This is a genomic window from Peribacillus saganii (genome assembly GCF_003429095.1).
Lineage (GTDB): Bacteria > Bacillota > Bacilli > Bacillales > DSM-1321 > Peribacillus > Peribacillus saganii.
This window is the reverse complement of record NZ_QVTE01000025.1, coordinates 1-23,265: the sequence shown is the minus strand read 5'-3', so window position 1 is coordinate 23,265 and position 23,265 is coordinate 1. Positions and strand designations below refer to the sequence as shown.

At 39.6% G+C, this 23,265-nt stretch carries 22 protein-coding genes; 19 read left to right on the top strand and 3 right to left on the bottom strand.

Features of this window, described 5'->3' with window-relative positions:
* The first annotated feature begins 101 nt into the window (after positions 1-101).
* The 3 genes from D0469_RS09435 to D0469_RS09425 are packed head-to-tail and all read left to right on the top strand — an operon-like array spanning position 102 to position 2,036.
* Positions 102-746, top strand: a complete 645-nt coding sequence (locus D0469_RS09435; RefSeq protein WP_199478447.1) for an alpha/beta hydrolase — start codon at positions 102-104, stop codon at positions 744-746.
* 26 nt (positions 747-772) lie between these two features.
* The gene (locus D0469_RS09430; protein WP_117326498.1) at positions 773-1,561 is read left to right on the top strand and encodes a DODA-type extradiol aromatic ring-opening family dioxygenase; all 789 of its coding nucleotides are present in this window, start codon (positions 773-775) and stop codon (positions 1,559-1,561) included.
* Between the two features lie 46 nt (positions 1,562-1,607).
* Positions 1,608-2,036, top strand: coding sequence for a DoxX family protein (locus D0469_RS09425; RefSeq protein ID WP_117326497.1), 429 nt, complete (start codon positions 1,608-1,610; stop codon positions 2,034-2,036).
* 285 nt (positions 2,037-2,321) lie between these two features.
* On the opposite strand, the gene D0469_RS09420 is transcribed toward D0469_RS09425, so the two are convergent.
* A complete protein-coding gene (locus D0469_RS09420) occupies positions 2,322-2,816 on the bottom strand; it encodes a hypothetical protein (protein ID WP_117326496.1) in 495 nt (164 codons plus the stop codon).
* A 267-nt stretch (positions 2,817-3,083) separates the two neighbouring features.
* On the opposite strand from D0469_RS09420, the gene D0469_RS09415 reads away from it, so the two are divergent.
* Positions 3,084-3,563 carry a YusW family protein gene (locus D0469_RS09415; protein ID WP_117326495.1) on the top strand — a complete coding sequence of 160 codons (480 nt, stop codon included), beginning with the start codon at positions 3,084-3,086 and terminating at the stop codon, positions 3,561-3,563.
* Positions 3,564-3,608: 45 nt separating this feature from the next.
* Here D0469_RS09415 and D0469_RS09410 read toward each other — a convergent pair whose 3' ends face one another.
* Complete coding sequence (locus tag D0469_RS09410; RefSeq protein ID WP_117326494.1) at positions 3,609-4,766, bottom strand: MFS transporter; 1,158 nt, start codon at positions 4,764-4,766, stop codon at positions 3,609-3,611.
* 649 nt (positions 4,767-5,415) lie between these two features.
* Between D0469_RS09410 and D0469_RS09405 the strand changes: the two genes are divergently transcribed.
* The 9 genes from D0469_RS09405 to hemG all read left to right on the top strand — a co-directional run bounded on the left by D0469_RS09405 (position 5,416) and on the right by hemG (position 15,120).
* Positions 5,416-6,603 (top strand): GTP-binding protein, encoded by a 1,188-nt coding sequence (locus tag D0469_RS09405; RefSeq protein WP_117326493.1) that lies wholly within the window; start codon positions 5,416-5,418, stop codon positions 6,601-6,603.
* A gap of 26 nt (positions 6,604-6,629) precedes the next feature.
* Complete coding sequence (rpmG, locus tag D0469_RS09400; RefSeq protein ID WP_117326492.1) at positions 6,630-6,779, top strand: 50S ribosomal protein L33; 150 nt, start codon at positions 6,630-6,632, stop codon at positions 6,777-6,779.
* Between the two features lie 165 nt (positions 6,780-6,944).
* Complete coding sequence (gene nikA / locus D0469_RS09395; RefSeq protein ID WP_407675735.1) at positions 6,945-8,444, top strand: nickel ABC transporter substrate-binding protein; 1,500 nt, start codon at positions 6,945-6,947, stop codon at positions 8,442-8,444.
* On the top strand, positions 8,441-9,382 hold the full coding sequence (gene nikB, locus D0469_RS09390) for a nickel ABC transporter permease (protein ID WP_117326490.1): 942 nt from the start codon (positions 8,441-8,443) through the stop codon (positions 9,380-9,382). Before nikA ends, nikB begins: the two co-directional genes overlap by 4 nt.
* Positions 9,379-10,203, top strand: coding sequence for a nickel transporter permease (gene nikC / locus D0469_RS09385; RefSeq protein ID WP_117326489.1), 825 nt, complete (start codon positions 9,379-9,381; stop codon positions 10,201-10,203). The genes nikB and nikC overlap by 4 nt, the downstream gene beginning before the upstream one ends.
* On the top strand, positions 10,203-11,000 hold the full coding sequence (locus D0469_RS09380; RefSeq protein ID WP_117326488.1) for an ABC transporter ATP-binding protein: 798 nt from the start codon (positions 10,203-10,205) through the stop codon (positions 10,998-11,000). The genes nikC and D0469_RS09380 overlap by 1 nt, the downstream gene beginning before the upstream one ends.
* A 31-nt stretch (positions 11,001-11,031) precedes the next feature.
* Positions 11,032-11,817, top strand: coding sequence for an ABC transporter ATP-binding protein (locus tag D0469_RS09375; protein WP_117326487.1), 786 nt, complete (start codon positions 11,032-11,034; stop codon positions 11,815-11,817).
* Between the two features lie 12 nt (positions 11,818-11,829).
* On the top strand, positions 11,830-13,140 hold the full coding sequence (locus D0469_RS09370) for an MATE family efflux transporter (RefSeq protein WP_117326486.1): 1,311 nt from the start codon (positions 11,830-11,832) through the stop codon (positions 13,138-13,140).
* A 594-nt stretch (positions 13,141-13,734) separates the two neighbouring features.
* On the top strand, positions 13,735-15,120 hold the full coding sequence (gene hemG / locus D0469_RS09360) for a protoporphyrinogen oxidase (protein ID WP_117326485.1): 1,386 nt from the start codon (positions 13,735-13,737) through the stop codon (positions 15,118-15,120).
* A 265-nt stretch (positions 15,121-15,385) separates the two neighbouring features.
* Here hemG and D0469_RS09355 read toward each other — a convergent pair whose 3' ends face one another.
* Positions 15,386-16,654: a YeeE/YedE family protein gene (locus D0469_RS09355; protein ID WP_233523004.1), complete on the bottom strand. Its 1,269-nt coding sequence runs from the start codon at positions 16,652-16,654 to the stop codon at positions 15,386-15,388.
* 439 nt (positions 16,655-17,093) lie between these two features.
* Here D0469_RS09355 and D0469_RS09350 point away from each other — a divergent pair, with 439 nt between their 5' ends.
* The 6 genes from D0469_RS09350 (at position 17,094) to D0469_RS09325 (ending at position 23,135) form a co-directional block, all read left to right on the top strand.
* A complete protein-coding gene (locus D0469_RS09350; protein ID WP_117326484.1) occupies positions 17,094-18,023 on the top strand; it encodes a D-2-hydroxyacid dehydrogenase in 930 nt (309 codons plus the stop codon).
* A gap of 781 nt (positions 18,024-18,804) precedes the next feature.
* Positions 18,805-18,987 carry a hypothetical protein gene (locus D0469_RS09345; protein WP_117326483.1) on the top strand — a complete coding sequence of 61 codons (183 nt, stop codon included), beginning with the start codon at positions 18,805-18,807 and terminating at the stop codon, positions 18,985-18,987.
* Between the two features lie 151 nt (positions 18,988-19,138).
* Entirely contained in the window at positions 19,139-20,131 is a 993-nt protein-coding gene (locus D0469_RS09340; RefSeq protein WP_117326482.1) for an ABC transporter substrate-binding protein, read from the top strand.
* 105 nt (positions 20,132-20,236) lie between these two features.
* Positions 20,237-21,034, top strand: a complete 798-nt coding sequence (locus D0469_RS09335) for an ABC transporter permease (RefSeq protein WP_117326481.1) — start codon at positions 20,237-20,239, stop codon at positions 21,032-21,034.
* Position 21,035: 1 nt separating this feature from the next.
* A complete protein-coding gene (locus D0469_RS09330) occupies positions 21,036-21,857 on the top strand; it encodes an ABC transporter ATP-binding protein (RefSeq protein ID WP_233523003.1) in 822 nt (273 codons plus the stop codon).
* Positions 21,858-21,941: 84 nt separating this feature from the next.
* A complete protein-coding gene (locus D0469_RS09325) occupies positions 21,942-23,135 on the top strand; it encodes an aminotransferase-like domain-containing protein (RefSeq protein WP_117326480.1) in 1,194 nt (397 codons plus the stop codon).
* Positions 23,136-23,265 lie beyond the last annotated feature (130 nt).

Here is a 23,265-nt window from a genome sequence, read left to right as displayed (position 1 = left end):
GAAACAACTTAGTTTCCCTATATTTTTTTTGTTATTTTGTTTACAAATAAGAATATTTTATTCTTATAAGATAATAAGCGAGAAAGAGGGGGTGATTTAGGTTGAGTTCACCGATGATTTACGAACTGCAAAGACCTTCTCAATTTGAGCCTAATAAAACTTATCCTGCTCTTTTTGTTATGCACGGAATGGGCAGTAAGGAAAAAAATATGCTCTCAATTGTAGATGGGTTGGAGGAAAAATTCTTTATATTTAGTATCCGCGGTCATTTATCACAGCCGCCAGGCTTTGCCTTTTTTACGATTCAGGGCTATGGAAAACCTCATAAAGAAGTATTTGATGAAGGAATACGACGGCTTATTAGCTTTATTGATTATGCAACCGAACAATATCCATTAGATCAAGGCAAGCTGTATTTACTAGGCTTTAGCCAAGGAGCCATTGTATCCATGACAATTGGATTAACAATAGCAAGACGAATCAGAGGTATTATCGCTCTTAGCGGATATATTCCAGGATTTGTTAAGGACAATAATGACGTAAAATCTATTAACCAGCTTTCTTTGTTCATTTCTCACGGGGAAATGGACAACATTCTGCCTTTTGAATGGGGATTAGAAAGCAGTGAATTTTTCAGAAGGTTAGGGTCAAATGTAACCTTTCAATCCTATCCGGAAGGCCATACTATTTCATTAAAAAATCAGCTCGATTTTACAAAATGGCTGCTTCAAGATTTAGAAAAATAAGAATGGTAGGGGAGGAAAAGTACAGTATGATGCCATCTTTGTTTGTTGCTCACGGAGCACCGCTGCTTGCGATTGAGAATAATGAATATACTCGGTTTTTGCAGTTATTAGGGCCTTCTTTGCCAAAGCCGAAGGCAATTGTACTGTTTTCAGCACACTGGGAGTCATCAATCCAAAAAGTGAGCAATGTAGATGAATTCGAGACGATCTATGATTTTGGCGGATTTCCGGAATCTTTATATCGTATTAAGTACCCGGCAAAAGGTAATGAGACAGTGACAAAAGTGATTTCAGACCTGTTTGACAGTCAAGGCATTCCTTTTCAAGTTGATACAGCACGAGGATTGGATCATGGGGCATGGGTGGTTCTTAAGATGCTTTATCCGGATGCCGATATTCCAGTCATCTCAATGTCGGTGAATCCTAATCTCAAACCAGAGAATCAGTACAAAATAGGAAAGACTTTATCCCAATTAAGAGAAGATGACATTTTAATTATTGGGAGCGGAGGAACCGTTCATAATCTTGGGGCTATAACAATGGCTAGTGATGGAACTGTCGATCAGTGGGCGATTGGTTTTGATGAGTGGCTGGAACGACGTATAAATACTTGGGATCTGGAAGCCCTGTTTAAATACAGCACTCTGGCTCCGGCGGCTGAATTTGCGGTCCCGCCATATGGGAATGAACACTTTATTCCACTTTTTTATGCAATGGGTTCAGCCGAACAGGAAAGAAGTGCAAAATTATTACATCGCAGCTACCGCTACGGAAATCTAAGCCACAGTGTGTGGCAATTTGGAGAGTCAAGGTAGCAGAAAAAATAATTCATCACAATTAAAATAATTGGAGGCAGGGAAAATGGAAAAAAAGTTTGAAATAAGCAATTTGATTTTAAGGGTTGTATTAGGAATAACATTCTTTATTCACGGATTAGTAAAATTCCAAGGCGGAATTGAAAATACTGCCGGGTGGTTTGGAAGCATAGGATTACCCGAATTTATGGCTTATGGTGTGGCTTTAATAGAAGTGGTTGGCGGAATTGCATTAGTGATTGGATTATTTAGCAGAGTGGTTTCAGGATTGTTCGTATTGCTGATGGCCGGAGCGATTGTAAAAGTCAAATTAGCTGCAGGCTTTTTAGGAAATGGCCAGTCCGCAGGATATGAATTGGATTTAGTATTATTGGCTATGGCATTATCAATTGCCATCACTGGCTCAAAGACTTACGCACTGGATCAATTGATTTTAAAAGGGAAAGAGACCGCAAACGGAAAAGCAATAAATTAATTCATTAAAAAGCTTATGCATTACTTCTTTTGAGGTAATGCTTTTTTATGTAAATTGGAGCTAAAGAGTAAACGAAAACACGAACCACAATAGTAAATATTCTTGCTATTTGAAGTTTTAAATCACAGATACTCATGATAGGCTTCGTCTGTCAAATTATATACGTCTTTTTTGTTGGCTCTGTTAAACATTGTTGTTGATTCTTGACAATAAAAAAAACCGCCTAAGAAAAGGCGGCAAAGTGTATGATTTCCACTGTTTTAAAAACGCTGAGAAAGTGAGGTGTTACGGTGTGTTATCAACACAAAGTGTAAAAGCAAGACAGGTAGCAAGACAGGACACGGGCTTTACTGGAAGTATTTTATAAAAGCGTTTACTTCCTGGCTTTATTTTTGCCAGAGCTGGATTACCGTCGGCATCCACAACATGAATAACCATTGAACATACGACTCCATTTGCAGTTAAACGAGCTTTCAGTTCTTGCCGAACAAAGGGATTATTTAAATCCGCTTCTGTGGCAAGGTCAAATTCTGGGTCGCCAGTTAAGTTATCACAGTGAGAGGGGGCCTGTGCAACAGTACTCGTTACTAATGTATTTTCAAAATAAAGTCGAAAATTATTGCCCAATTCGACAGGCGAAGCAGCTGCGAAATCTGCCCGTCGTTGCTCACATACAGATGGTTCTTTATGTTTGGTTACAGGTGGACAACAGCAACTACTACAACTACTACAACGGTTTTTCTTTTTGGAATGCCGTTTTTTCTTTTTGGAACAACCCATAAAATCACCTCATAATTTGTCTTTACTCCTTTCTATGAAAAGAACAAAAAATATGTTTGGACTAATGTAAGAAAATGATAGATTTATCCAAGTCCAAATATTATTAGGGTAAGTGTAGGAGATTCAAAAAAACAACAATTAGGCAATAAAAAACAACATTGAGCTTTAACAGAGCCTTTTTGTTAAAAAGAGAAAAAGAAGGCAGAAAGTTTAATTATTCAGATTTTGGAAATATAGAGGATAAGACTTCTTTGGGAGGGAAATTAATTGAAGAAGATAAGTACAATCGTTTTCGTTCCGTTCGCTGCCATGATATTTTTAACTGGCTGTAATGAAAAAGATGAAGTAAATTCGGCGCCCCCTGTCGGAAAAAGTGAAAGTACTCAAAACACGAGCGCTGATGAAGAAACACAGGATAACAAAGAAGCGGGCTTTACCTTCAAAGTTTTTGACCTGGAAGCAGAATATGAGAAGGGAAGTTATGAAGTCGAATTTGATACATTGGGTAGTAAAACAGAAGCAACCATCGATGACGGCCTTGAAAATAAGAAACTAGAGGGCGATGAAGCGATGCGTAAATTAAATACCACTTTAAATAAATTAGACATTAACTCTGAAACTCCGGATGAAGAAGTGATTTCAGAAGTGGTGAAAGCCCTTGGACTGAAAGATGATTATAAAGATATAAAGCTTGAAATTCAATACAGCGATAACAAAGAAAAGGAATATCAAGCAAGCGGCAAATAATATGTGTGTTGTAAACATGTAGAAGCTCCAGCCCGGGGCTTTTTTTTAAAAAGATGCATTTTTCTTTGATAAGGAGAGATACATCATAATTCCTGCAAACAAAAAGATGAGAATACCTCCTGTAATAAATCCATTTCGAATAGTGGTGTCCAGTGCACCAAGGAGAGCCGAGCCTGCGACAACGCCAAGCGAGAAAAAAGCATAAAGGATTCCAAAAGCCTTTCCTCGGTTCTCTTTGGCTGTATTTTCCAGAACAGCAGCACTCATGCTAGGGAATAGAAGGGCAAAACCAATTCCATAAATCCCCATCGTTACAAACATATTCGCTAACGCTTCAACCTGGCTTAATAGGCAAAGGGATAAACCAATTATCCCCATTCCGAAGATCATAGTTGCACTGGCAGAGATTTTCGCAACCAACCGATGTGTCGGCAAAATAAATAAGATGATTGCCACACATCCAAAAAAACTTAATAAAATCCCGGCAAAGCTTTGCGGGTAATTAAGTTCGGCCACCCTGAAGGGGAGCAGGTATGCGAGCGTTCCCATCGCAAAAAGTAAAGAAAACGAAGCGATAAAAGCCATATTCAGGTTTTTGTCTGTAAATAACGGTACGAGCTGTCCCAATCCGGTAGCATTATCCTTTTTATCTGTAAAGGAAGCACGGTTTTCAGGGAGTAGAAGTCCTGTCAAAATCCCGGTCAGAATAAGCAGGATAGATAAGATGGTAAATACATAGCCCACTCCCATTTTCGATGAAACAATACCGCCAAAAGCAGGACCGATAATAGCTGCCAACCCAATCGCAGCTCCAGATTTGGACATCGATTCTCCTTTTCCATTCTCTTGTTCGGCAGCATTACCCAAATAAGTAAAAGCAGCAGGAACCAGAAATCCGCCAGTAGCTCCATGGATGAAACGCACAGTTAACAATTGGAGCGGTGTTTGGACCAATATATATAGAAGCAAAATGAGGCCAGTCGCACCAAAACCGTAAAGCAGGACTTTCCTTGGGCCAATTTTATCTATCAGGATACCGGCAATAATATTCCCGCCCATATTAGTAAAAGAATATGTCCCAACGATAAGGCCTGTCATAAGTGAACTCGCTCCGAGCTCTTGAGCTAACGGAGACATAATCGGAAGTTGTGAAAAAGTGTCCATAAAAGCGGCTAAGAGGACGAAAAATAAAAAATATTTCATTTGTTACACCTGCCAATTGTGTCTATTAATCTTATCTGGCCACCATGAAGAATGATAACGCAGATTTAACGGCTATTTTTAGATTTTAGTAGAGCGCTTGATATTTTACAACAATCAAGATTCCGAACAAGCTAGAACAGTTTATAAAATTCTATTTAATCAAAACAATGAACTGCAAACGCTAGTTAATCAAAACAATGAACTGCAAACGCTAGTTAATCAAACGAAGGAAAATGCCAATACAGGGATGAAATCTATTGCCTGAGGAAGGGAGGGGGTGAACTGATTGATTCTCATTTTTTTAACCCCGCTCCAATTTTCTCATTTAATCGTAATTATTACGTTTACATTTTAAAATAACCTTAGAATTTATAAATAAAATTTTGAATTTTTTATTTTTGTAAATGTGAAAATTGAAATGCTCCCAAAACAGGTGAAAAAGGACTTTTTAATTATTTTTTGAAAAACACTTGCATTTTAGAAAGAGATTTATTACGATTTTAATCGTAACGATTACGATTTGATAAAAGGCGTGGATTTAATACACATAAGGTTCTTTCCATCCAGGGGCTATAGAGTATGCAGAAGTATAGTTAAACTATATCCTTTAAATCGTAATGGTTTTGATTTATAAAATGAGGTGAAGAAAATGGCTAAGAAAATACCAGTTACTGTGCTTAGCGGGTATTTAGGTTCAGGGAAAACAACTTTATTAAATCATGTATTAAACCATCATGAGAATAAAAAGATTGCTGTCATCGTGAATGATATGAGTGAGGTGAATATTGATGCTGCATTGATTAAACAAGGAGGGTTTTCTCGAACTGATGAGAAATTGGTTGAGCTTCAAAACGGCTGTATTTGCTGTACATTAAGGGAGGATTTAATGATCGAAGTTGAAAGGCTGGTTCATACCGGGGATATTGACTATATCTTAATTGAATCATCGGGAATTTCGGAGCCTGTACCAGTGGCCCAAACCTTTACATATGTTGATGAAAATCTAGGAATCAACTTATCTGATTATTGCAGGCTTGACACAATGGTAACAGTAGTAGATGCCAATCGATTTTGGCATGATTTTTCATCAGGTGAAAGTCTTCTTGATCGAAAGCAAGGAACAGATGAGGCGGATACACGTGAAGTGGTTGACTTGTTAATCGACCAAATTGAATTTGCGAATGTATTGGTCTTAAATAAAATTGATTTAGTGGATCAAAGTAGTTTAACTGAACTAAAAGCGGTCCTTCAAAAGTTAAATCCAGATGCCAAAGTGATTGAAAGTGCCCATTCACAAGTGGCATTAAATGAAATTTTAGATACCCATTTATTTGATTTTGAAGAGGCTAGTCAAGGGGCAGGCTGGATCAAGGAATTAACGGAAGAACATACTCCAGAAACAGAAGAATATGGTATTTCATCCTTTGTCTATCGCAGGAAAAGACCATTTCACCCCGAAAGATGGATGAAATGGCTGGAGGAATGGCCAGTGGAAGTCGTTAGAGCAAAAGGCTTCTTTTGGCTGCCAACAAGAAATGATACTACAGGTTTGCTGTCACAAGCTGGACCTTCGATTATGCTTCAGGGAGCAGGTGATTGGCTTGCGGCTTATCCTGAACAAGAAAGAACTCAAATCCTAGTGGAAGAACCAGAGCTTTTGGAAAATTGGGATGAAGATTTTGGGGATCGGATGACAGACCTCGTTTTAATCGGGATTGATATAAATCGCGAAGAAATCGAAGCTTCTTTAGACCGATGTTTGTTGACGGATGAAGAAATGAATATGGACTGGTATTTATTTGATGATCCACTTCCACCCTTTACCGTTTCTGTTTAAAAAAAATCAAATTGGAGGAAATAAAAATGAGAGTAAAAATTACATTAGCATGTACTGAAACAGGAGACCGCAATTATATTACCACCAAAAATAAGCGAAAGAATCCAGATCGTATTGAACTAATGAAATATTCCCCGCGTTTAAAAAGACGTACATTACACAGGGAAACAAAATAATCTTTCACAATTCAGCGTATTTCAGTTATAGAGGAGTTATGTAATCTGCTAAATGGAAAATAACCATCTCACTGATGGGCAGTGGGATTAAAAATGATTTTTTATCGAGGGGGAAGGTCATTGAATAAGAAATTTCGCATTACCTCAGTACTAGTAGTATTTTTGATGTTTCTTACAGCTTGTTCTATAGAAAGCTCCAATTCATCTACGGGAAGAAATGGTGGAGAAGAAAAAAAGAAAGAGATAACGTTTCTTTCCAATTTTCCAAGTGAAACGCTTGATCCACATCTAAACTATACCGCTGTCAGGGCTGGAGTTACCGAAACACTAGTAAAAGTCAATCAGAATCAAGAGATTGAACCTTGGCTTGCGGAAAGCTGGAAAACAAGTGATGGCGGGCAGACTTGGAGCTTTCATATTAAAAAAAATATCACATTTCAAAATGGGAAGAAAGTAGATGCAGCAGCTGTGAAGGCTTCTTTGGAACGAAACATACAAGTGAGTGAAGCCATGAAAACGGCATTAAAAATCAAAACAATGGAAGCGGACGGGCAAACCTTGATCATTTCAAATGAGCGGAAATTGCCTCATTTTCCTTCCGAGCTTGTCCATCCTAACACGGCAATAGTGGATAGTATGGCAGAAAACATTGAACAAAAACCAATAGGAACTGGTCCGTTTAAAGTGGTCTCTTTTGAACCGAATAGCAAGCTGGAACTGGAAAAGTATGAAGGTTACTGGGACGGAGAGGTCAAGCTTGATCGGGCAACCATGACATTCAACGAGGATGCCAACGCGCGGACAACGGCCCTTCAATCCGGAGATGCAGATATTGTTTACCGCCCTGCTATTGAAAGCATTGAAAGTCTGAAAAGTGACAAGTCAATTAAAACAGATGTGGTCGCCAGTCTTCGGACGCATCTTCTTATGTACAACTCAGGTAAAGAAACATTTAAGGATATCAACGTGAGAAAAGCATTTGATGCCCTGATCGACCGTCAATCGGTTGCCGACGATATTATGGCAGGGCAAGCGACGGTGGCCAAAGGGCCTTTTCTGGCGGATTCTCCATACTCACCGGATTATGAAAAGAAGCAATTTAGCGTAGAAAAGGCAAAAAAGCATTTAGAAAAAGCAGGTTATGAGCTAAAAGATGGAAAGATGGTAAAAGACGGCAAACAGCTAACTCTTAACCTCATGACCTATTCCTATCGACCTGAATTGCCATTAATCTCCCAATTGCTGCAATCAAATGCAAAAGAACTGGGGATTACCATTGAAATTCAACAGGTTGAAAATATAGACGAGTATCTGGCGGAGAAAACAGACTGGGATATAGCCACTTACAGCTTAATTACTGCTCCACGAGGAGATGCGAGCTATTTCCTTAATTCCGCGTATATGGCCGGGGGAGCTATTAATCCAGGGCAGATCCAAAACGATAGGATTACCAAGCTTATAGAAGATTTGAACCAAACGTTAGATAACAAAAAACGGAATGAACTTTCGAAGGAAACAATCAAAATCATTGATCAGGAAGCCCTGCATTCATTTCTTGTTCATCCCAATAATTTTGTTGCGTATAAGGACTATGTCCTAAATTGGCAGACCAGTAAAAGTGAATATTACACATTAACCAAGGATTTAGATGTGAGGGTAAAGTGAAACAGGTAGGTAAAAGACTTTTGGAGCTTGTGTTGTTCCTGTTCTTATTATCTTTTATCAGCTTTGTTTTCATGAAAGCTGCCCCGGGTGACCCGGTAAGGTACATACTGAACATTGATGACGTTTCTATTACCGATGAACAGATTGAAGAGCTCAGAGAAGAGTTAGGCTTTAACGATCCCATTTACATACAGTATTTGAATTGGTTGATGCGATTCTTTCAGTTCGATCTGGGGGATTCTTATATGACGAAACAGCCGGTCTTGAAGGAACTGGCGAGCAAAATTCCTGACACAATGGCCTTAACCTTTTCATCTATGGCGGTCATGATAATGATAGCAGCACCAATTGGAACTCTTGCCGCCTTGTATAAGAATAAATGGATTGATCACCTCAGCAGAATTTTTGCCTTAATAGGTGCTTCAATCCCCAGCTTCTGGCTGGGCCTGCTTTTAATGCAGCTTTTTTCTGTTAAAATGGGAATTCTGCCAGCTATGGGAAAGGGAACCGTTCTTCATTTGCTGATGCCTTCATTAACATTGGGAATAGCGATGGCGGCTGTCTATGTAAGACTGCTCCGGTCCAGTCTGCTGGAAAGTCTGGGACAGGATTTTATTAGGGCAGCGAAGTCGCGGGGACTTTCGCAGAGGAGAATTTTTCTTTTCCACGCTTTTCGCCACAGCCTCACACCGGTTATTACCATTTTTGGGGTAAGTCTGGGCAGCTTGCTTGGAGGAACAGTCATTATAGAAGTCCTTTTTGCATACCCTGGTGTTGGCAAGCTGGTTGTAGAAGCAATCGTTAGGAGAGATTACCCAATCATCCAGGGATACATACTTTTTATGGGGCTGTTTGTCGTCATGATTAATCTTTTAGTGGACCTTTCTTATCGATACCTCAATCCGGAAATCCGTTTGAAGGGTGGAGACCGGCGATGATCAATGGATTCCGTATAACAAAGCCAGGAATTTTATTATTAATAGGTCTTTTTTTTATTACCATCATCATTGCTCCTTATATCGCCCCATTTGACCCAACAGATGTCAAAATGGGGGATCGGTTAAAACCGATAAGTTTGGAGCATTTCTTTGGGACGGACCATTTAGGGAGAGATGTTTTTTCCCGGATACTGGCAGGCGCCCAAACGACAGTCGGTACGAGTTTCCTGGTCTTGGCCATTTCACTGCTTATTGGTGTTCCAATTGGTCTCGTTTCTGGATTTGTCGGAGGAAGATTAGACCGTTTTCTAATGAGGTTTGTCGATGCTTTTATGGCGTTCCCCGACTATATTGTCGCGATTATTTTGAGCGGCTTGCTAGGGCCGGGGATATTCAATTTGGTCTTTGCTATTGTAATGGTGAAGTGGATCGGGTATGCCAGATTAGCAAGGAGTACCGTGCTGACGGAAAAGCAAAGGGATTATATATTAATAGCTAAAGTCAATGGCGTTGGCCCTATGAATATATTGAGAAGACATATGATCCCGCATGTATTAGGAAATGTAATGGTACTTGCGACCTTGGATGCTGGAAAAATCATTTTAATGATCGCCTCTCTTTCCTATATCGGGTTAGGGGCTCAGCCTCCGATCCCAGAGTGGGGGGCGATGCTGAATGAAGCAAAGGCATTCTTTTATAATGCTCCTCATTTAATGCTGATTCCAGGTTTATCGATCATGGTGATTGTTCTAATTTTTAATTTAGTTGGTGATTACTTGAGAGATCATTATGATGTGAAAAATCAGAACGGAGGCAAATGATGTCTGTTTTAACGATTTCGAGTCTAACCATAAAACATAGGGAAGAAACCTTGGTGCAAAATATCAGACTTTCCGTCAATGAAGGAGATTGGCTAGCGCTTGTCGGTGAGAGTGGAAGCGGAAAAAGCGTAACAGCTTCCTCCATCGGGGGGCTGCTGCCTCGTGAGCTTATCATTTCATCTGGCAGGATCCATTTTGGTGAAGCAAATCTATTAGACTTAAAAGAAAAAGAATGGCAAAACTATCGCGGGAAAGTTATTTCCTATATTTTTCAAGATTATCAGGGAGCTTTCACTCCATTTATGACCATTGGAGCTCACTTTGATGAAATGCTGAAAACTCATACCAATAATTCAAAACAACAAAGAAAAGAAAGGGCTTTGGAAACTTTAAAAAACGTAAATCTGCCTGAAGAAAGAGTCTATAAAAGCTATCCATTTCAGCTAAGCGGAGGGCAGTTGCAGCGTGCAGCCATTGCCATGGCGATGATGTTGAAACCGAAATTGCTCATTGCTGATGAACCGACAACCGCTCTTGACAGCATCACAGCAACCCATGTTCTTCAGCTGATTTCTAATTTACAACAGCAAACAAACTGCGCGGTTTTGTTTATAACCCATGATTTGCGGCATGTGCGGAAATATGCCAATAAGATGGCCGTCATGCTAAAGGGCGAGATTGTCGAGTCAGGATCAAAAACGTCGATCCTACAACAACCGCAACATGCCTATACGAAAGCATTAATAGCGGCCATTCCTTCTTTGAGGTCGACTAAAAACCGACTAGTAACCATATAAAAAATATGATTTTGAAAAATGGGGAAATTAAATGAGGATAGTTGAACAAGAAGTGCTAGTAGCGAAAAATGTTACGAAGCAATATTCGTCCGGACAGAAAGCGGTCGATCAGGTCTCCTTCGTCATAAAAAAGGACGAATGTTTGGGCCTTGTTGGGGAGAGCGGGAGCGGGAAAAGCACATTGGCCAGGTGTGTCCTAGCGTTGGAAAAAGTGGATCAGGGTGAAATTTGGTTTAAGGAAAAGCCGCTGCATTTGGCTAATAAGGAGGACCTTCGTTACATAAGAAGGGAAGTGCAGGCTGTCTTTCAAAATCCTGCTGCCGCGCTGAATCCGAAACTGAAAATCATCGATTCTTTGATGGAACCACTGGATTTTCAAAAAAATATCCAGCCATCTTTTTTAAAAGGAATTCGGCATCAGCGAGAAAAGGCAGCAGAACAACTGCTTGAAATGGTGGAGCTTCCATCGAAATATCTTTCCTGTTATCCCCATGAATTAAGCGGAGGCCAAAAGCAAAGGGTGACTATCGCCAGAGCCATAAGTATTGAGCCCGCGCTTATCATTCTTGACGAACCCACAGCGAGCCTTGATGTTTCGGTGCAGGCAAAAATAATGAATCTATTAAAAGACCTCCAGCAATATTTAGGAGTTTCCTATCTATTTATTTCACATGATTTGGCAGCAGTGAACTTTATGAGCGACCGAATCATGGTGATGAAACAAGGGAAAATAGTAGATGAATTTAGCAAATATGACTTGTTCTCACTGAAAAGAGAACCATATACAAAGGAATTGCTGCATGTCTTTGAAGGATAAGGAGGTACATCCATGAATCATAAAGCATATCTTGCTTTGGCGCTTCCCCTTATTTTTTCTACCATTACCACCCCCTTATTGGGGGCAGTTGATACAGCGGTGGCGGGCCAGCTGCCAGATCCGTCCTACATTGCTGCAGTTGCGGTAGGAACGATTATCTTTAATACGATGTATTGGCTGTTTGGATTTTTGAGGGTCAGTACATCCGGATTTGCCGCTCAAGCTCATGGGGCAGGTGACACGGAAGGCGGTATTCTTGCTATTGCTCGTCCATTCTTTATCGCTGTATTAGTAGGAATTGGTTTGATTGCTCTTCAGTGGCCGATTATAGGATTGTGTTTGCCGCTGTTAACTCCTGATCCCCACGTACAGTCACTTGCCAAAGATTATTTACAGATCCGGTTTTGGGGTGCGCCTTTTGCTCTCTTAAACTATGTCATTCTAGGCTGGCTGATGGGAATGTCCATGATCAAGGTCTCGCTGTTTTTGCAAGTGTTGATGAACTGCATGAATATTGTGCTTGATCTACTATTTGTATTTGGATTTTCCTGGGGTGTTTCTGGTGTAGCAGCAGCCACTTTACTGTCAGAAATAACGGCTTTTGTCATCGGATTGGCAATTGTTTGGAATGCTTCTCCATTCAAACGGAAGCTTCCCACTTTTCATAAAGTGATAGTCCCGTCATCATTCAAGAAAATGATGAAGGTTAACAGGGATTTGTTTATTCGAACCGTGTGTTTATTAACAGTTTTCAATTTATTTACCGCCAAAGGGGCTTCCTTTGGAACGGAAACCCTTGCTGCAAATGCAATCCTCATCCAGATCCATTACATCATGGCTTATTTTTTTGATGGTTTTGCCAATGCCTCCAGTATCCTGACAGGAAAAGCAATTGGGTCAAAGGATAAATCCCTGTATCAGCAGACGCTCAAGTTATCCTGGCAGTGGGCTATTTACTCATCAATGATAATAGCCACTACCTACTATTTGTTAAGTGATTACATTCTAAGGCTATTTACAAGTATTCCAGAGATTATTGAAATGGCTCATAACTATGAAATTTGGATTATCGTGTTTCCGATTGTAATCAGCTTAGGTATTGTACTGTTTGGAGTTTACACAGGAGCAACCGAAGCTGCACCTATTCGGGATTCCATGCTCCTCGCCTTATTCATCTATTTAATTGCTTATTTTCGAGTGGTGCCCATTGCCGGGAATCATGGATTATGGCTATCCTTCATACTGTTTAGCGCAGGGCGTTCCGTATTTTTAGTGCTGTTTGTTCCCAGGTTATCACGAAAGCTGTTTCCTAGGACACTTTAGAGCTCCCTATTATATGGAGCCCTCTTTTTCGTTATGATTTGAGTCGTTTAAAGCACAATTTCTAAAGAAACGTGATCATCACAATGACCATAGTGAGCATGATGAAGCGGGCCATTAACTAGGTAATCCAATAGTCTCCGTGAGGAACCAGGTTTCATGTCCGCAATTGCTATCGTGACTACAGCCCAGTCAACCGGCTTACATTCATCTGGATTATTACTTAATTAGAATGTTACATTTATCCCAGTGCCTTGATGTTCATAGTGCAAATGATTATTAAGAATGTAATCAATATGATCGTCATGCCTTATATTCGTGAGCCCGCAAGTCATACTATGCTGGTGCTTATATGCTTCCCAATGAGTAGCATGATCCAGATTAGTTATCATCTCCAAGCATAGTCTTCCGAAAATTCATCTGAATATCATTCTAGCAGGAATATAGAAATCTGCGCATTTCGTACTAGGATTAAGAATGAGGCAATTTTGTGAAATTGAATGGAAAAAGCATATTAGGGACAAAAGCAAAATCAATTATCAAGATATATTGTGGTACACTTTAGGTATTACTGGATGTTAACCGAGGTGTTCAAACGTGAAAACAGTAGCAGTGATTGGCGGGGGAGTTACTGGGCTGGCCGCTATGTATGAGCTGAATAAATGGAAGATAGAAAACCAATCCGATATCAGGCTTGTCCTTGCCGAGGCTTTAGACGAGCTGGGCGGAAAAATCCATACAGTTAAAGCAGGCGGGTTCGTGATGGAGTCAGGGGCAGACTCGATGGTGACCCGAAAAGCAATTAGTATGGATTTTATTAAGGAACTGGGATTGGAAGATGAAGTAGTATATAATACAGCTGGCAGGTCATTCATATACAGTGATGGGGAGCTTAAGCCAATTCCTGAGGATACGGTATTCGGGATTCCAGCCAGTGTGGAAGCATTGGCGAAAAGTATGCTTGTGTCAGCTGAGGGAAAAGTAGAGGCCCTGAAGGATTTTTATACAAAAAATGAAGGCTTTACAAAGAATAGTTCGATCGGAGAATTTCTGGAGCATTTTTTCGGAAAAGAATTGGTTGAAAAGCAAATCGCGCCTGTGCTTTCCGGTGTCTATTCCGGGAATTTGAGCGACTTAACGATTGCGAAGACCCTTCCACAGGTATTTGATTATAAAGAAAAGTACGGCAGCATCATAAAAGGCTTTGAAGAAAACAAGAAAGTGTGGCAAAGCTCTGGTGAGAGCAAATTTCTTTCTTTCAAAGACGGCCTAGGAGCACTTATTAATGCTTACGAGGACCATTTGAAGGGTGCAGAAATTTTAAAAAATACAAGAGCTGATAAAGTTGAAAAAGCAGATGGTAGGTATCACATTACTTTTTCAAATGGGGACATCCTAGAAGCAGACCATGTAATCCTCAGCATTCCACATAATGCTGCTGAACTATTGTTCAGAGATCCGGTTCTTGAGAATGAATTTGCCGCACTTAAAAACAGTTCGGTTATCTCTATTTATGTTGGATTTGATATACCCGACAGCCAGCTGCCGGCGGACGGTACCGGCTTTATCACCTCCAATTCGGACGATATATTATGTAATGCATGCACATGGACAAGCCGAAAGTGGAAGCATACTTCTGAGAGCGGAAACTTGCTTGTAAGGTTATTTTATAAAAGCAGCCTTCCAGAGTTCACCTCTTTAAAAGAAATGAGCCATAAGGAACTGCTTAAGAAAGCTTTAGCTGATATAGAAAAAAGCCTCGGGCTTTCGGCTGAGCCAGTAGCAACTGAAGTAACTAACTGGATGGAAAGCATGCCAAATTATTTAATTTCCCATCCGGAAACAGTGACCGAGCTGGAAAAAAGGCTGGCTGATCAATATCCGGGAATTTGGCTTGCCGGATGCTCCTATTACGGAGTCGGCATTCCGGACTGTATTAAAAATGGAGAAAACACCGCTAAGAAAATTTTAGAGAATTTCTAATGTAGAAAGAGCAGCGTATTACGGTCGCTGCTCTTTTTTATGCAAAAACTATTAAAGAAAAATATGAAAGTTAAGCCAATTGCAAAGAATGAACAATGCTCCATTAATCATCATTTTTTATTCGTTATTATGGCATGTAAATATACAGATAAGATAATTATTCATGATGAAAGAAGAAAACAGTATGCTTTATTCGATTCAGACATATTCAAAGTGAAAAAACTCCCGCACGACATTGTGCGGAAGTTCATGGACTGCTATTTAATTAACAAAACGTGTCTTTTGATGATGGATTTTTCAATCCGAACAATGGACGTATGAATAGGGCTGCGAATGTACCAAGCATCGCCATAACTGCCCAAACCCATCCGTGAAGACTAAAGGATGAGATTCCACTGAAGTAAGCTCCAATGTTGCAGCCAAATGCGAGGCGTGCTCCATATCCCATCAAAAGTCCGCCAAGAATGGCAGCACCGGCTACACCCGGCTTCATTTTTCTAGGTTTAAAAGTACCTTGGAGTGATGCTGCAATAAACGCACCTAAAATAATTCCAAAGTTCATAACACTTGTAGGATCGGCTAGTACCGTATTAGTCAGAGCGGCTCCATTAGGACCTTCAAAGTAACTCCAGGCAGAAACATCAACCCCTGTGGCCATTAACGCTTTTCCTCCCCAGAGAGCAAAAGCAGAAGTAATTCCCCATGGTGAACCTTTTACAGCTAGAGTTAAAGCGTTTAATAATGCTAAAACAATAGCAGCTGTAAACAATGGCCAAGATCCACGAAGCACCTTTTTCCAGCCAGTTGTGGTAGGAAGGGGCTTCATCATTGGCGGATTTTTCTTTTTTGCAATCTGAATAGTAATAAGGTAGATCGCGATGAATAATACCATTTGTACGACCCAAGCACCAAAGTAACCAAGGCCAGTAGATTCAGCCAAAGATATTGGCGGGAGGGACGGAGTATCTTCCATCCAGAATTCAAAATGATAAGCACCCACTGTTGAACCTGTAATAAAGGCTGAAAGGGTTAACACCATGGAAGTAGAACCTCCACCCAGACTGTACAGTGTACCTGAAGCACACCCATTACCGAGCTGCATCCCAATTCCAAATAAGAAGGCACCGACTAAAAGGCTAACACCAACAGGGGAAACAAGACCCTTTGGTGTAACATCGGTAAAAGTAAAACCTGTGCTTAAAATAACTGCAAACAGTGTTGAAGCAATGGCTAATAATAGCATGTGAGCCTGAAGCCCTTGGACATTGCCAACGGAGACGAGTCTGCGAAATGCGGATGTGAAACCAAAACGTGCATAAAGCAGTGTAGCTCCCAATAATAATCCAATGATAAATAGAATGCCCTGAACCAAATTAGCTGATTGGACAATAGCTATTAATAGAATAATGGAAGCAAGAATCCCTATGGTAACTAGACCCTTTTGCACCGAGCTTAGATTAGTGACAAAAGTGGTCGATTTTTGATTCCATGATTTATGGATCACTTTTGATGTATTTAAACTGGTTTGTGACACTCTTTTCACCTCATAACCGATAAGTTTAGTATGATTTACGATTTACTATATTAATATAATCTGTTCAAAAAGTAAAGAGGGAAAATTCTTGAACTATTATTAGTACTATTTTTTTGGACTTAAGGAGAATGATGTTCTATTTAGTGTTAAGCAGTAAACTCGCAGTTGATCGCAAAATCTCCTGCGTGTTTTTATCATATATGGTAAGGATCATAATTAAGAAAGAAAAAGTACAATTGACCTAAAACAATAATTAAAAAGAATAAACAGAAATATAAATAACCATAATACTATAGTCATGTCGTTATAGATATTGTTTCTTCCAGAAGGTAAGATAAAATCTACCCGTCTCGAAAAACCAAAAATATAGAGAAGCTTCCTCGATTTTTAATGGTAAAATAATGATTATCTATACTTGAGCATAAAACGGGGTGTACATATGAAAATTAAAAAAATACTTATCGCAGGAAATTACGAGGAGGAATTCAAAAAGTATCTCACGGTCCATCTGCCGCAGCAGTTTAGGTTTTTGTCTGTCGAAGAAATAACGGATGAGGATCTTTCCTGGACTGATGCGTATGTAGGGTTTAAGCCTTCTCCAAATTTTCATCCATCGTATTTTAAATGGGTTCATTCCTTTAATGCGGGTGTGAATAACTATCTGGAAATTGATGGCTGGGATGATCAAAAAGTACTGCTCACCCGAACGGTTTGTTCATTTGGCGAGAGGATTAGCGAATACTGCTTAAGCTTTATCCTTCGGGACCTTCAATATCATGAGGGTTTTCAGAGGAATAAATTGGAAAAAAAGTGGGAGCAGAAAACGCCAAAAATGCTAAGGGACCAGACAATTGTCATTTTTGGCACGGGTGCTATTGGGCAAGAGGTAGCGAAAACGTTTAGTCTCTTTGGAGCAACTGTTTACGGAGTATCTCAAAGTGGTGCCTCAAAACCGCATTTCAAAGAGGTTGCTGACACAGCTTCAGCTCCTGCTTTGGTATCTAAAGCGGATTGGGTTATTAGTACACTGCCACTCACAACTAACACCAATAAGATGTTTAACAAGGAATTTTTTCACCATCTAAATGGATCTTTTATTAATGTTGGAAGAGGGGCAACAGTGGACGAGGAGGCGCTGATCGAAGCTCTGGACACAGGGAAGCTGCATTCCGCTGTCTTAGATGTACTGGAGACAGAACCTTTGCCGGAGAGTTCTAGCCTTTGGTCGAGAGAGGACGTTATTATTACCCCGCATATTTCAGCAGTAACGGAAATAAATGAAGCCATTGAATGCTTTCTTGAGACTTTAAGAAAACTAGAGAATAATGAACCGCTGCCTAATCAGGCGGATACTTTGAAGGGGTATTAATTTATCCAAACTGAGTTTAATTCCGACCGAAGTTTTTTGTGCTAGCACAGTAGGAATGGCTCGGTAGTGAAGAATGGAAAAAGCACGCATAACAGCGTGCTTTGTTGCAATCTATGTCAAGAAATGAGTCTCATTTATTCAGTCGGAAGGAGTTATATCTCAGCAGCCCTTATCTTTATCATACCGATAGTCTTAAATCCGGTTACCGACACGGGTTTCTACCACTTCCATTTCTCGCACCGTTTCCGATTCCGTTCACCTTCCAAATCCTGCTCACGTTCTCTATCGTCTATCATAAATATCACCACCTAAAGCATTATAAAGAATCATATATGATTCACACGTGGGATTGAACAAGTTCATAAATTATTAAACACATATTTACTGTAAATAATTAATGCAATATAAAAAGGACCATAATAAATAAAGTTCAGGAGTTTTGAATGAGTAAGGTGTAACTCTACCCTCAAGTCTAATAGCAAATGAAAATTCATCTTTAGAACGGGTTTCCTATCATAAAAACAAAAACGCTGGGCAAACGTTTTAATGCGTATTTTTATAGTAATTTCAATTTTTGCACTCTAATTTTGTCTTTTCACGTTTACTAAATGTATCGAAAAACTTTTTCCTGAAATAGCAATCGAAAATGGAATAGTTATTCAAAATCGTGATTAAATATAAGTTATTTTAATATTTAAAAACCTCATTGACATAAAAAAACTATTAACTTATATTAATAGAATAATATTTATATTTATCCATCTGAAGTGAGGAAGAAAGAATGTATTTGAAGGTTACAACAGGTCCGGGTCAATATATTAGAAAGCCTGGATTATTAACCGACACAGGATTATACATAGAGAAATTTGGCAAGAAGGCTGCACTAATTGGAGGGAATACAAGCAGGAAAATCATTGAAAAGACTCTAACGACCAGTTTTTATCTGAACAAGGTGTCGCACTGAAACAATCTATATGGTATGGAGGAAGAAAGCTCTATAGCTAATATTGACAGTTTTGATAGAAGATATGGTTATCACAGCAATCAGCGAGGCTGATCAATACGTTAATGAGATGTTCAAAATAATTATTTAGAGAATATTGGGGGAGTTATCATTGAAAAAGTGGTTAGTTATCATATGTTCATTCATACTTGTATTTGCCTTGACGGCTTGTGGTAAAGAGCAGACATCTGGATCTGATAGTTCAAAGGATAAATCGTCTGAGCCATTGAAAGTGACATTGCCGACCTGGACAGGGTACGGACCCTTATTTTTAGCCAAAGAAAAAGGATTTTTCGAAAAAAATGGTATTGATGTGGAGCTTTCCATTGTTGAGGGATTGGCTGAACGGAAACAAGCATTAGCAAGCGGAAAAATTGATGGGATGGCGACGGCTCTTGATGTTCAGGTAACATTAGCAGCCTCCGACATTCCGGTTAATGTAGTCTGGATTTTAGATGATTCTTATGGAGGCGATGGAATTCTTGTCAAAAATGGAATCAATGATGTGAAAGACTTAAAAGGCAAAACAATGGCTTTTGAAGTTGGTTCCACCAGCCATTTGCTTGCCTTAACTGCCCTAAAGCAAGGCGGCTTAACAGAAAAAGATGTAGAAGTTGTTCAAATGTCTGCCGGTGATGCAGGTGCCGCATTTGCTGCAGGAAAAGTAGATGCTGCTGTAACATGGGAACCATGGTTATCAAAAGGTTCACAAGCTAATGGAAAAGTACTATTATCAACAAAAGATCTGCCAGGAATCATTGTTGACACTGTTAGCTTTAAAGAAGACGTAATCAAAAACCGCCCAGATGATGTGAAGGCATTTGTGAAGGCAATGGGCGAAGCGATGGATTACTGGAAAGAGAATAAAGAAGATGCTGATGAGATCATGGCAAAAGGCCTTAAAATCGATACAGCTGAATTTGTGGCAACTGAAGAAGGTTTGAAGTTTTACTCAAAAGAAGATAATGCAGAACTATTTGGAACTGAAGGTAAAAAGGGCTCCATATATGAAGCAACAGAAAACGCAATTAGCTTCTACAAAGAACAAGAAATTATAACAAAAGAACCAAAAGCGGAAGATATTATTAATCCTAGCTTCCAATAAGAGGATTTTTAGTTTTAAGAATTGGTGGTTTATTTCAGAGCCTAACATATGAGACTCTCATATGTTAGGCTTTTTTAAAAACATTGATAGAATTGGGTGAGTTGAGTGCTAGCAAAATTGTTTACGCCAAATAAAGAAATTCCCAAAACAATTTATACCTCAGCGGGTTTTCTTACGTTTATTATATTTCTGGTTATTTGGTCAGTTTTGACCTATGGTGGAGTGGTAAATGCGTTATTTTTGCCGACTCCGACGACTGTTTTAGCAACAGCTATTGATTTATTTGCAAATGGTAGTCTTCTTTCTGATATCGGCATCTCTTTCTCAAGGGTTCTTGTCGGATTTCTTGTGGCTGCTGCCATAGGAATCCCTCTAGGAATTTTGATGGGCTCATTACGAATTATGGAAGGCGCTTTTGAACCAATCATCGGATTTATTCGCTATATGCCGGCATCCGCCTTTATTCCGTTGTTAATTCTGTGGATTGGACTGGGTGAAGCAGAAAAAATGAGCGTCATTTTCCTAGGTACCTTTTTCCAGCTAACTCTCATGATTATGGATGTAACAAAAAATGTTCAAAATGAATTAATTGAGGTTTCCTATACATTAGGTGCAAAAAAGGTACAATTATTTACTAAGGTAATATTGCCAGCAGCATTGCCGGGAATTGTAGATACTTTAAGGATTACGTTCGGCTGGGCCTGGACATATTTAGTGGTAGCCGAAATTGTTGGAGCATCCAGTGGATTAGGCTATATGATAATGCAGGCATCCCGATTCCTGCAGCCGGATAAAATAATAGTTGGAATTATAATTATCGGTTTATTGGGGCTTTTAACAGATATGATCTTTAAAGCCATTTATCGAGCTTCATTTTCATGGATGAGAAAGGATGGTTTGTAAAATGGTCTCACCACATACAATGAATGGAGAAAAGGAATCAGTCCATATGGGGAAACCGAAACTCGAAATCAAAGATGTCGGGAAAATTTTTAAAACAAAAACCGGAGAGACTACGGCACTGGAAAAGACTTCCTTTACGATTAGCGAAGGGGAGTTTGTAACAATTCTAGGGCCTTCTGGATGCGGCAAGTCAACTGTACTCCGAATTGTTGCGGGACTGGAAGAAGCAACTTCTGGACATGTGCTGCTTGATGGAGAAGCCATCCATGGGCCAGGCCCTGATCGTGGAATGGTATTTCAGTCGTACACGTTATATCCATGGTTAACTGTGAAAGAAAATATAACGTTCGGTTTAAAATTAAATGGTGTCTCGCAAAAAGAACGGGACGATGTTGCGAGGCATTACCTGCAATTAATTGGCTTGGAAGGCTTTGAAAAGCACTATCCCATACAATTATCTGGGGGAATGAAGCAGCGGGTTGCCATCGCACGTGCACTTGCTAACGATCCTAAAATATTATTAATGGATGAGCCCTTTGGAGCACTGGATGCTCAAACCAGGAATATCATGCAGGAAGTTCTGTTAAAGGCATGGGATGAAAGCAAAAAAACAATACTATTTATCACTCATGATGTAGATGAGTCTATTTTTCTGGCAGACTCTGTTTATGTAATGACTGCTAGGCCTGGGCGCTTAAAGAAAAAGGTTCCCATCCAATTAGATCGGCCAAGGGAGTTCAGTGTAAAAGGAACAACCGAATTTGCCCAATATAAAGAAGAATTACTGTCGTTAATCAGAGAAGAAAGTTTAAAATCGATATAAGAAAGAAGATTATTTATATTTTAAGTCTTTTAACTTTGTAGAGTATCGATAATGATTTGAGTAACGGAAAGGTGAATGGTCAAAGTGAAGGTTGAATCATTTTTTTCAGAAAACATAAAAGCAGCCCTTAAAAATGATCCACCCGGTGAATGGATGCCATCGATTCCGGATAAGTGCATTCGGCTAAGTTCCGGTTTTCCGGCACCTGCTCTTGTTCCTTCTGAACAGCTAAAGGCAGCAGTAGCCAAATTGCTTGAAGAGGAACAGGATTTACCGCTCCATTATTTAGGAAGTCCGAGAATAGAAAAATTGAAACAGCAGATTCAAGTTAGAATGGCAGATAGAGGTATTTCTATTTCAAAAGATGAACTATTGATTACTTCAGGAGCTTGTCAGGCTATCGATCTAATAGCGCGAATTCTGCTTAATGATGAAGCTGTCGTGGCTGTTGAGTCTCCCACGTATATGGAGGCTTTAGAAATCTTTAAAAACTATACACAGCACTTTATTAGCATTCCGGTAGATGAACATGGGCTGCAAACAGATTTGCTGGAAGAAGTGCTCTCCGAAAGGAAAAGATTAGGGCTTACTCTTCCGCGTTTTCTATATACAATTCCCACCTTTCAGAATCCAACAGGGACAACCATGGCAGCAGAACGCCGGCAGAGAGTATTGGAGCTAGCCGCTAAGTACAATTTCCTCATTCTTGAGGATGATGCATACGGTGAATTAAGCTTCAATCATAGTCCACAGCCGTTAAAAGCAAATGATAAAGATGGGCGTGTTTTGCATGTGGGTTCATTATCTAAGGTTATAGCACCTGGATTGCGCGTAGGATGGATAGCAGGAACAAACGGATTTATTTCTGCTTTAGCTTGGTTTAAAAAAGACTTAGACCATCCATTTGCTCAAGCAACTATGGCAACATTCATGGAAGATATCATTTTTGAGGAAAGGATTAATCTTTTAAGAGATAGGTACCGGTCTAAGTGTGCTGTATTAATCTCTGCACTCGAACAATTCCTCCCGGAATCAGTATCTTGGTATGTGCCGAATGGCGGCTATTTTGTTTGGGTTAACCTTCCTGGCGTTGATACCGCTCAGTTGTTGACACATGCACTATCTGAGGGGGTATCGTTCATTCCTGGCAAATATTTTTTCCTGGACCAAAACGATGGAATTGAGTTTCTCCGTCTTTCCTTCAGTTATGCTGACGAAAAAGATATTGTCGAGGGAGTTAAGAAATTAGGAAAAGCTGTTAATTCGATTCTTAAATAACATAATTCATTTGATTTGTTATTGAATCAGACTCTAGTAAGTTTAGAAGAAAAATAAGGCAAGCGAACAGTAGTCACTTCGTTTTATGGCTCTATAATATTTGTTGGGGTTCCCAAACAATACGGTTTGC

What these genes read in the sequence shown, in the direction of transcription:
- rpmG (WP_117326492.1), top strand. Translation starts at nt 6,630, where the DNA reads ATGAGAGTAAAAATTACATTAGCATGTACTGAAACAGGAGACCGCAAT.
- nikC (WP_117326489.1), top strand. Translation starts at nt 9,379, where the DNA reads ATGATCAATGGATTCCGTATAACAAAGCCAGGAATTTTATTATTAATA.
- D0469_RS09380 (WP_117326488.1), top strand. Translation starts at nt 10,203, where the DNA reads ATGTCTGTTTTAACGATTTCGAGTCTAACCATAAAACATAGGGAAGAA.
- D0469_RS09375 (WP_117326487.1), top strand. Translation starts at nt 11,032, where the DNA reads ATGAGGATAGTTGAACAAGAAGTGCTAGTAGCGAAAAATGTTACGAAG.
- D0469_RS09345 (WP_117326483.1), top strand. Translation starts at nt 18,805, where the DNA reads ATGTATTTGAAGGTTACAACAGGTCCGGGTCAATATATTAGAAAGCCT.
- D0469_RS09420 (WP_117326496.1), bottom strand. Translation starts at nt 2,816, where the DNA reads ATGGGTTGTTCCAAAAAGAAAAAACGGCATTCCAAAAAGAAAAACCGT.
- D0469_RS09350 (WP_117326484.1), top strand. Translation starts at nt 17,094, where the DNA reads ATGAAAATTAAAAAAATACTTATCGCAGGAAATTACGAGGAGGAATTC.
- D0469_RS09405 (WP_117326493.1), top strand. Translation starts at nt 5,416, where the DNA reads ATGGCTAAGAAAATACCAGTTACTGTGCTTAGCGGGTATTTAGGTTCA.
- nikA (WP_407675735.1), top strand. Translation starts at nt 6,945, where the DNA reads ATGTTTCTTACAGCTTGTTCTATAGAAAGCTCCAATTCATCTACGGGA.
- D0469_RS09430 (WP_117326498.1), top strand. Translation starts at nt 773, where the DNA reads ATGATGCCATCTTTGTTTGTTGCTCACGGAGCACCGCTGCTTGCGATT.
- D0469_RS09410 (WP_117326494.1), bottom strand. Translation starts at nt 4,766, where the DNA reads ATGAAATATTTTTTATTTTTCGTCCTCTTAGCCGCTTTTATGGACACT.
- D0469_RS09370 (WP_117326486.1), top strand. Translation starts at nt 11,830, where the DNA reads ATGAATCATAAAGCATATCTTGCTTTGGCGCTTCCCCTTATTTTTTCT.
- D0469_RS09425 (WP_117326497.1), top strand. Translation starts at nt 1,608, where the DNA reads ATGGAAAAAAAGTTTGAAATAAGCAATTTGATTTTAAGGGTTGTATTA.
- D0469_RS09330 (WP_233523003.1), top strand. Translation starts at nt 21,036, where the DNA reads ATGGTCTCACCACATACAATGAATGGAGAAAAGGAATCAGTCCATATG.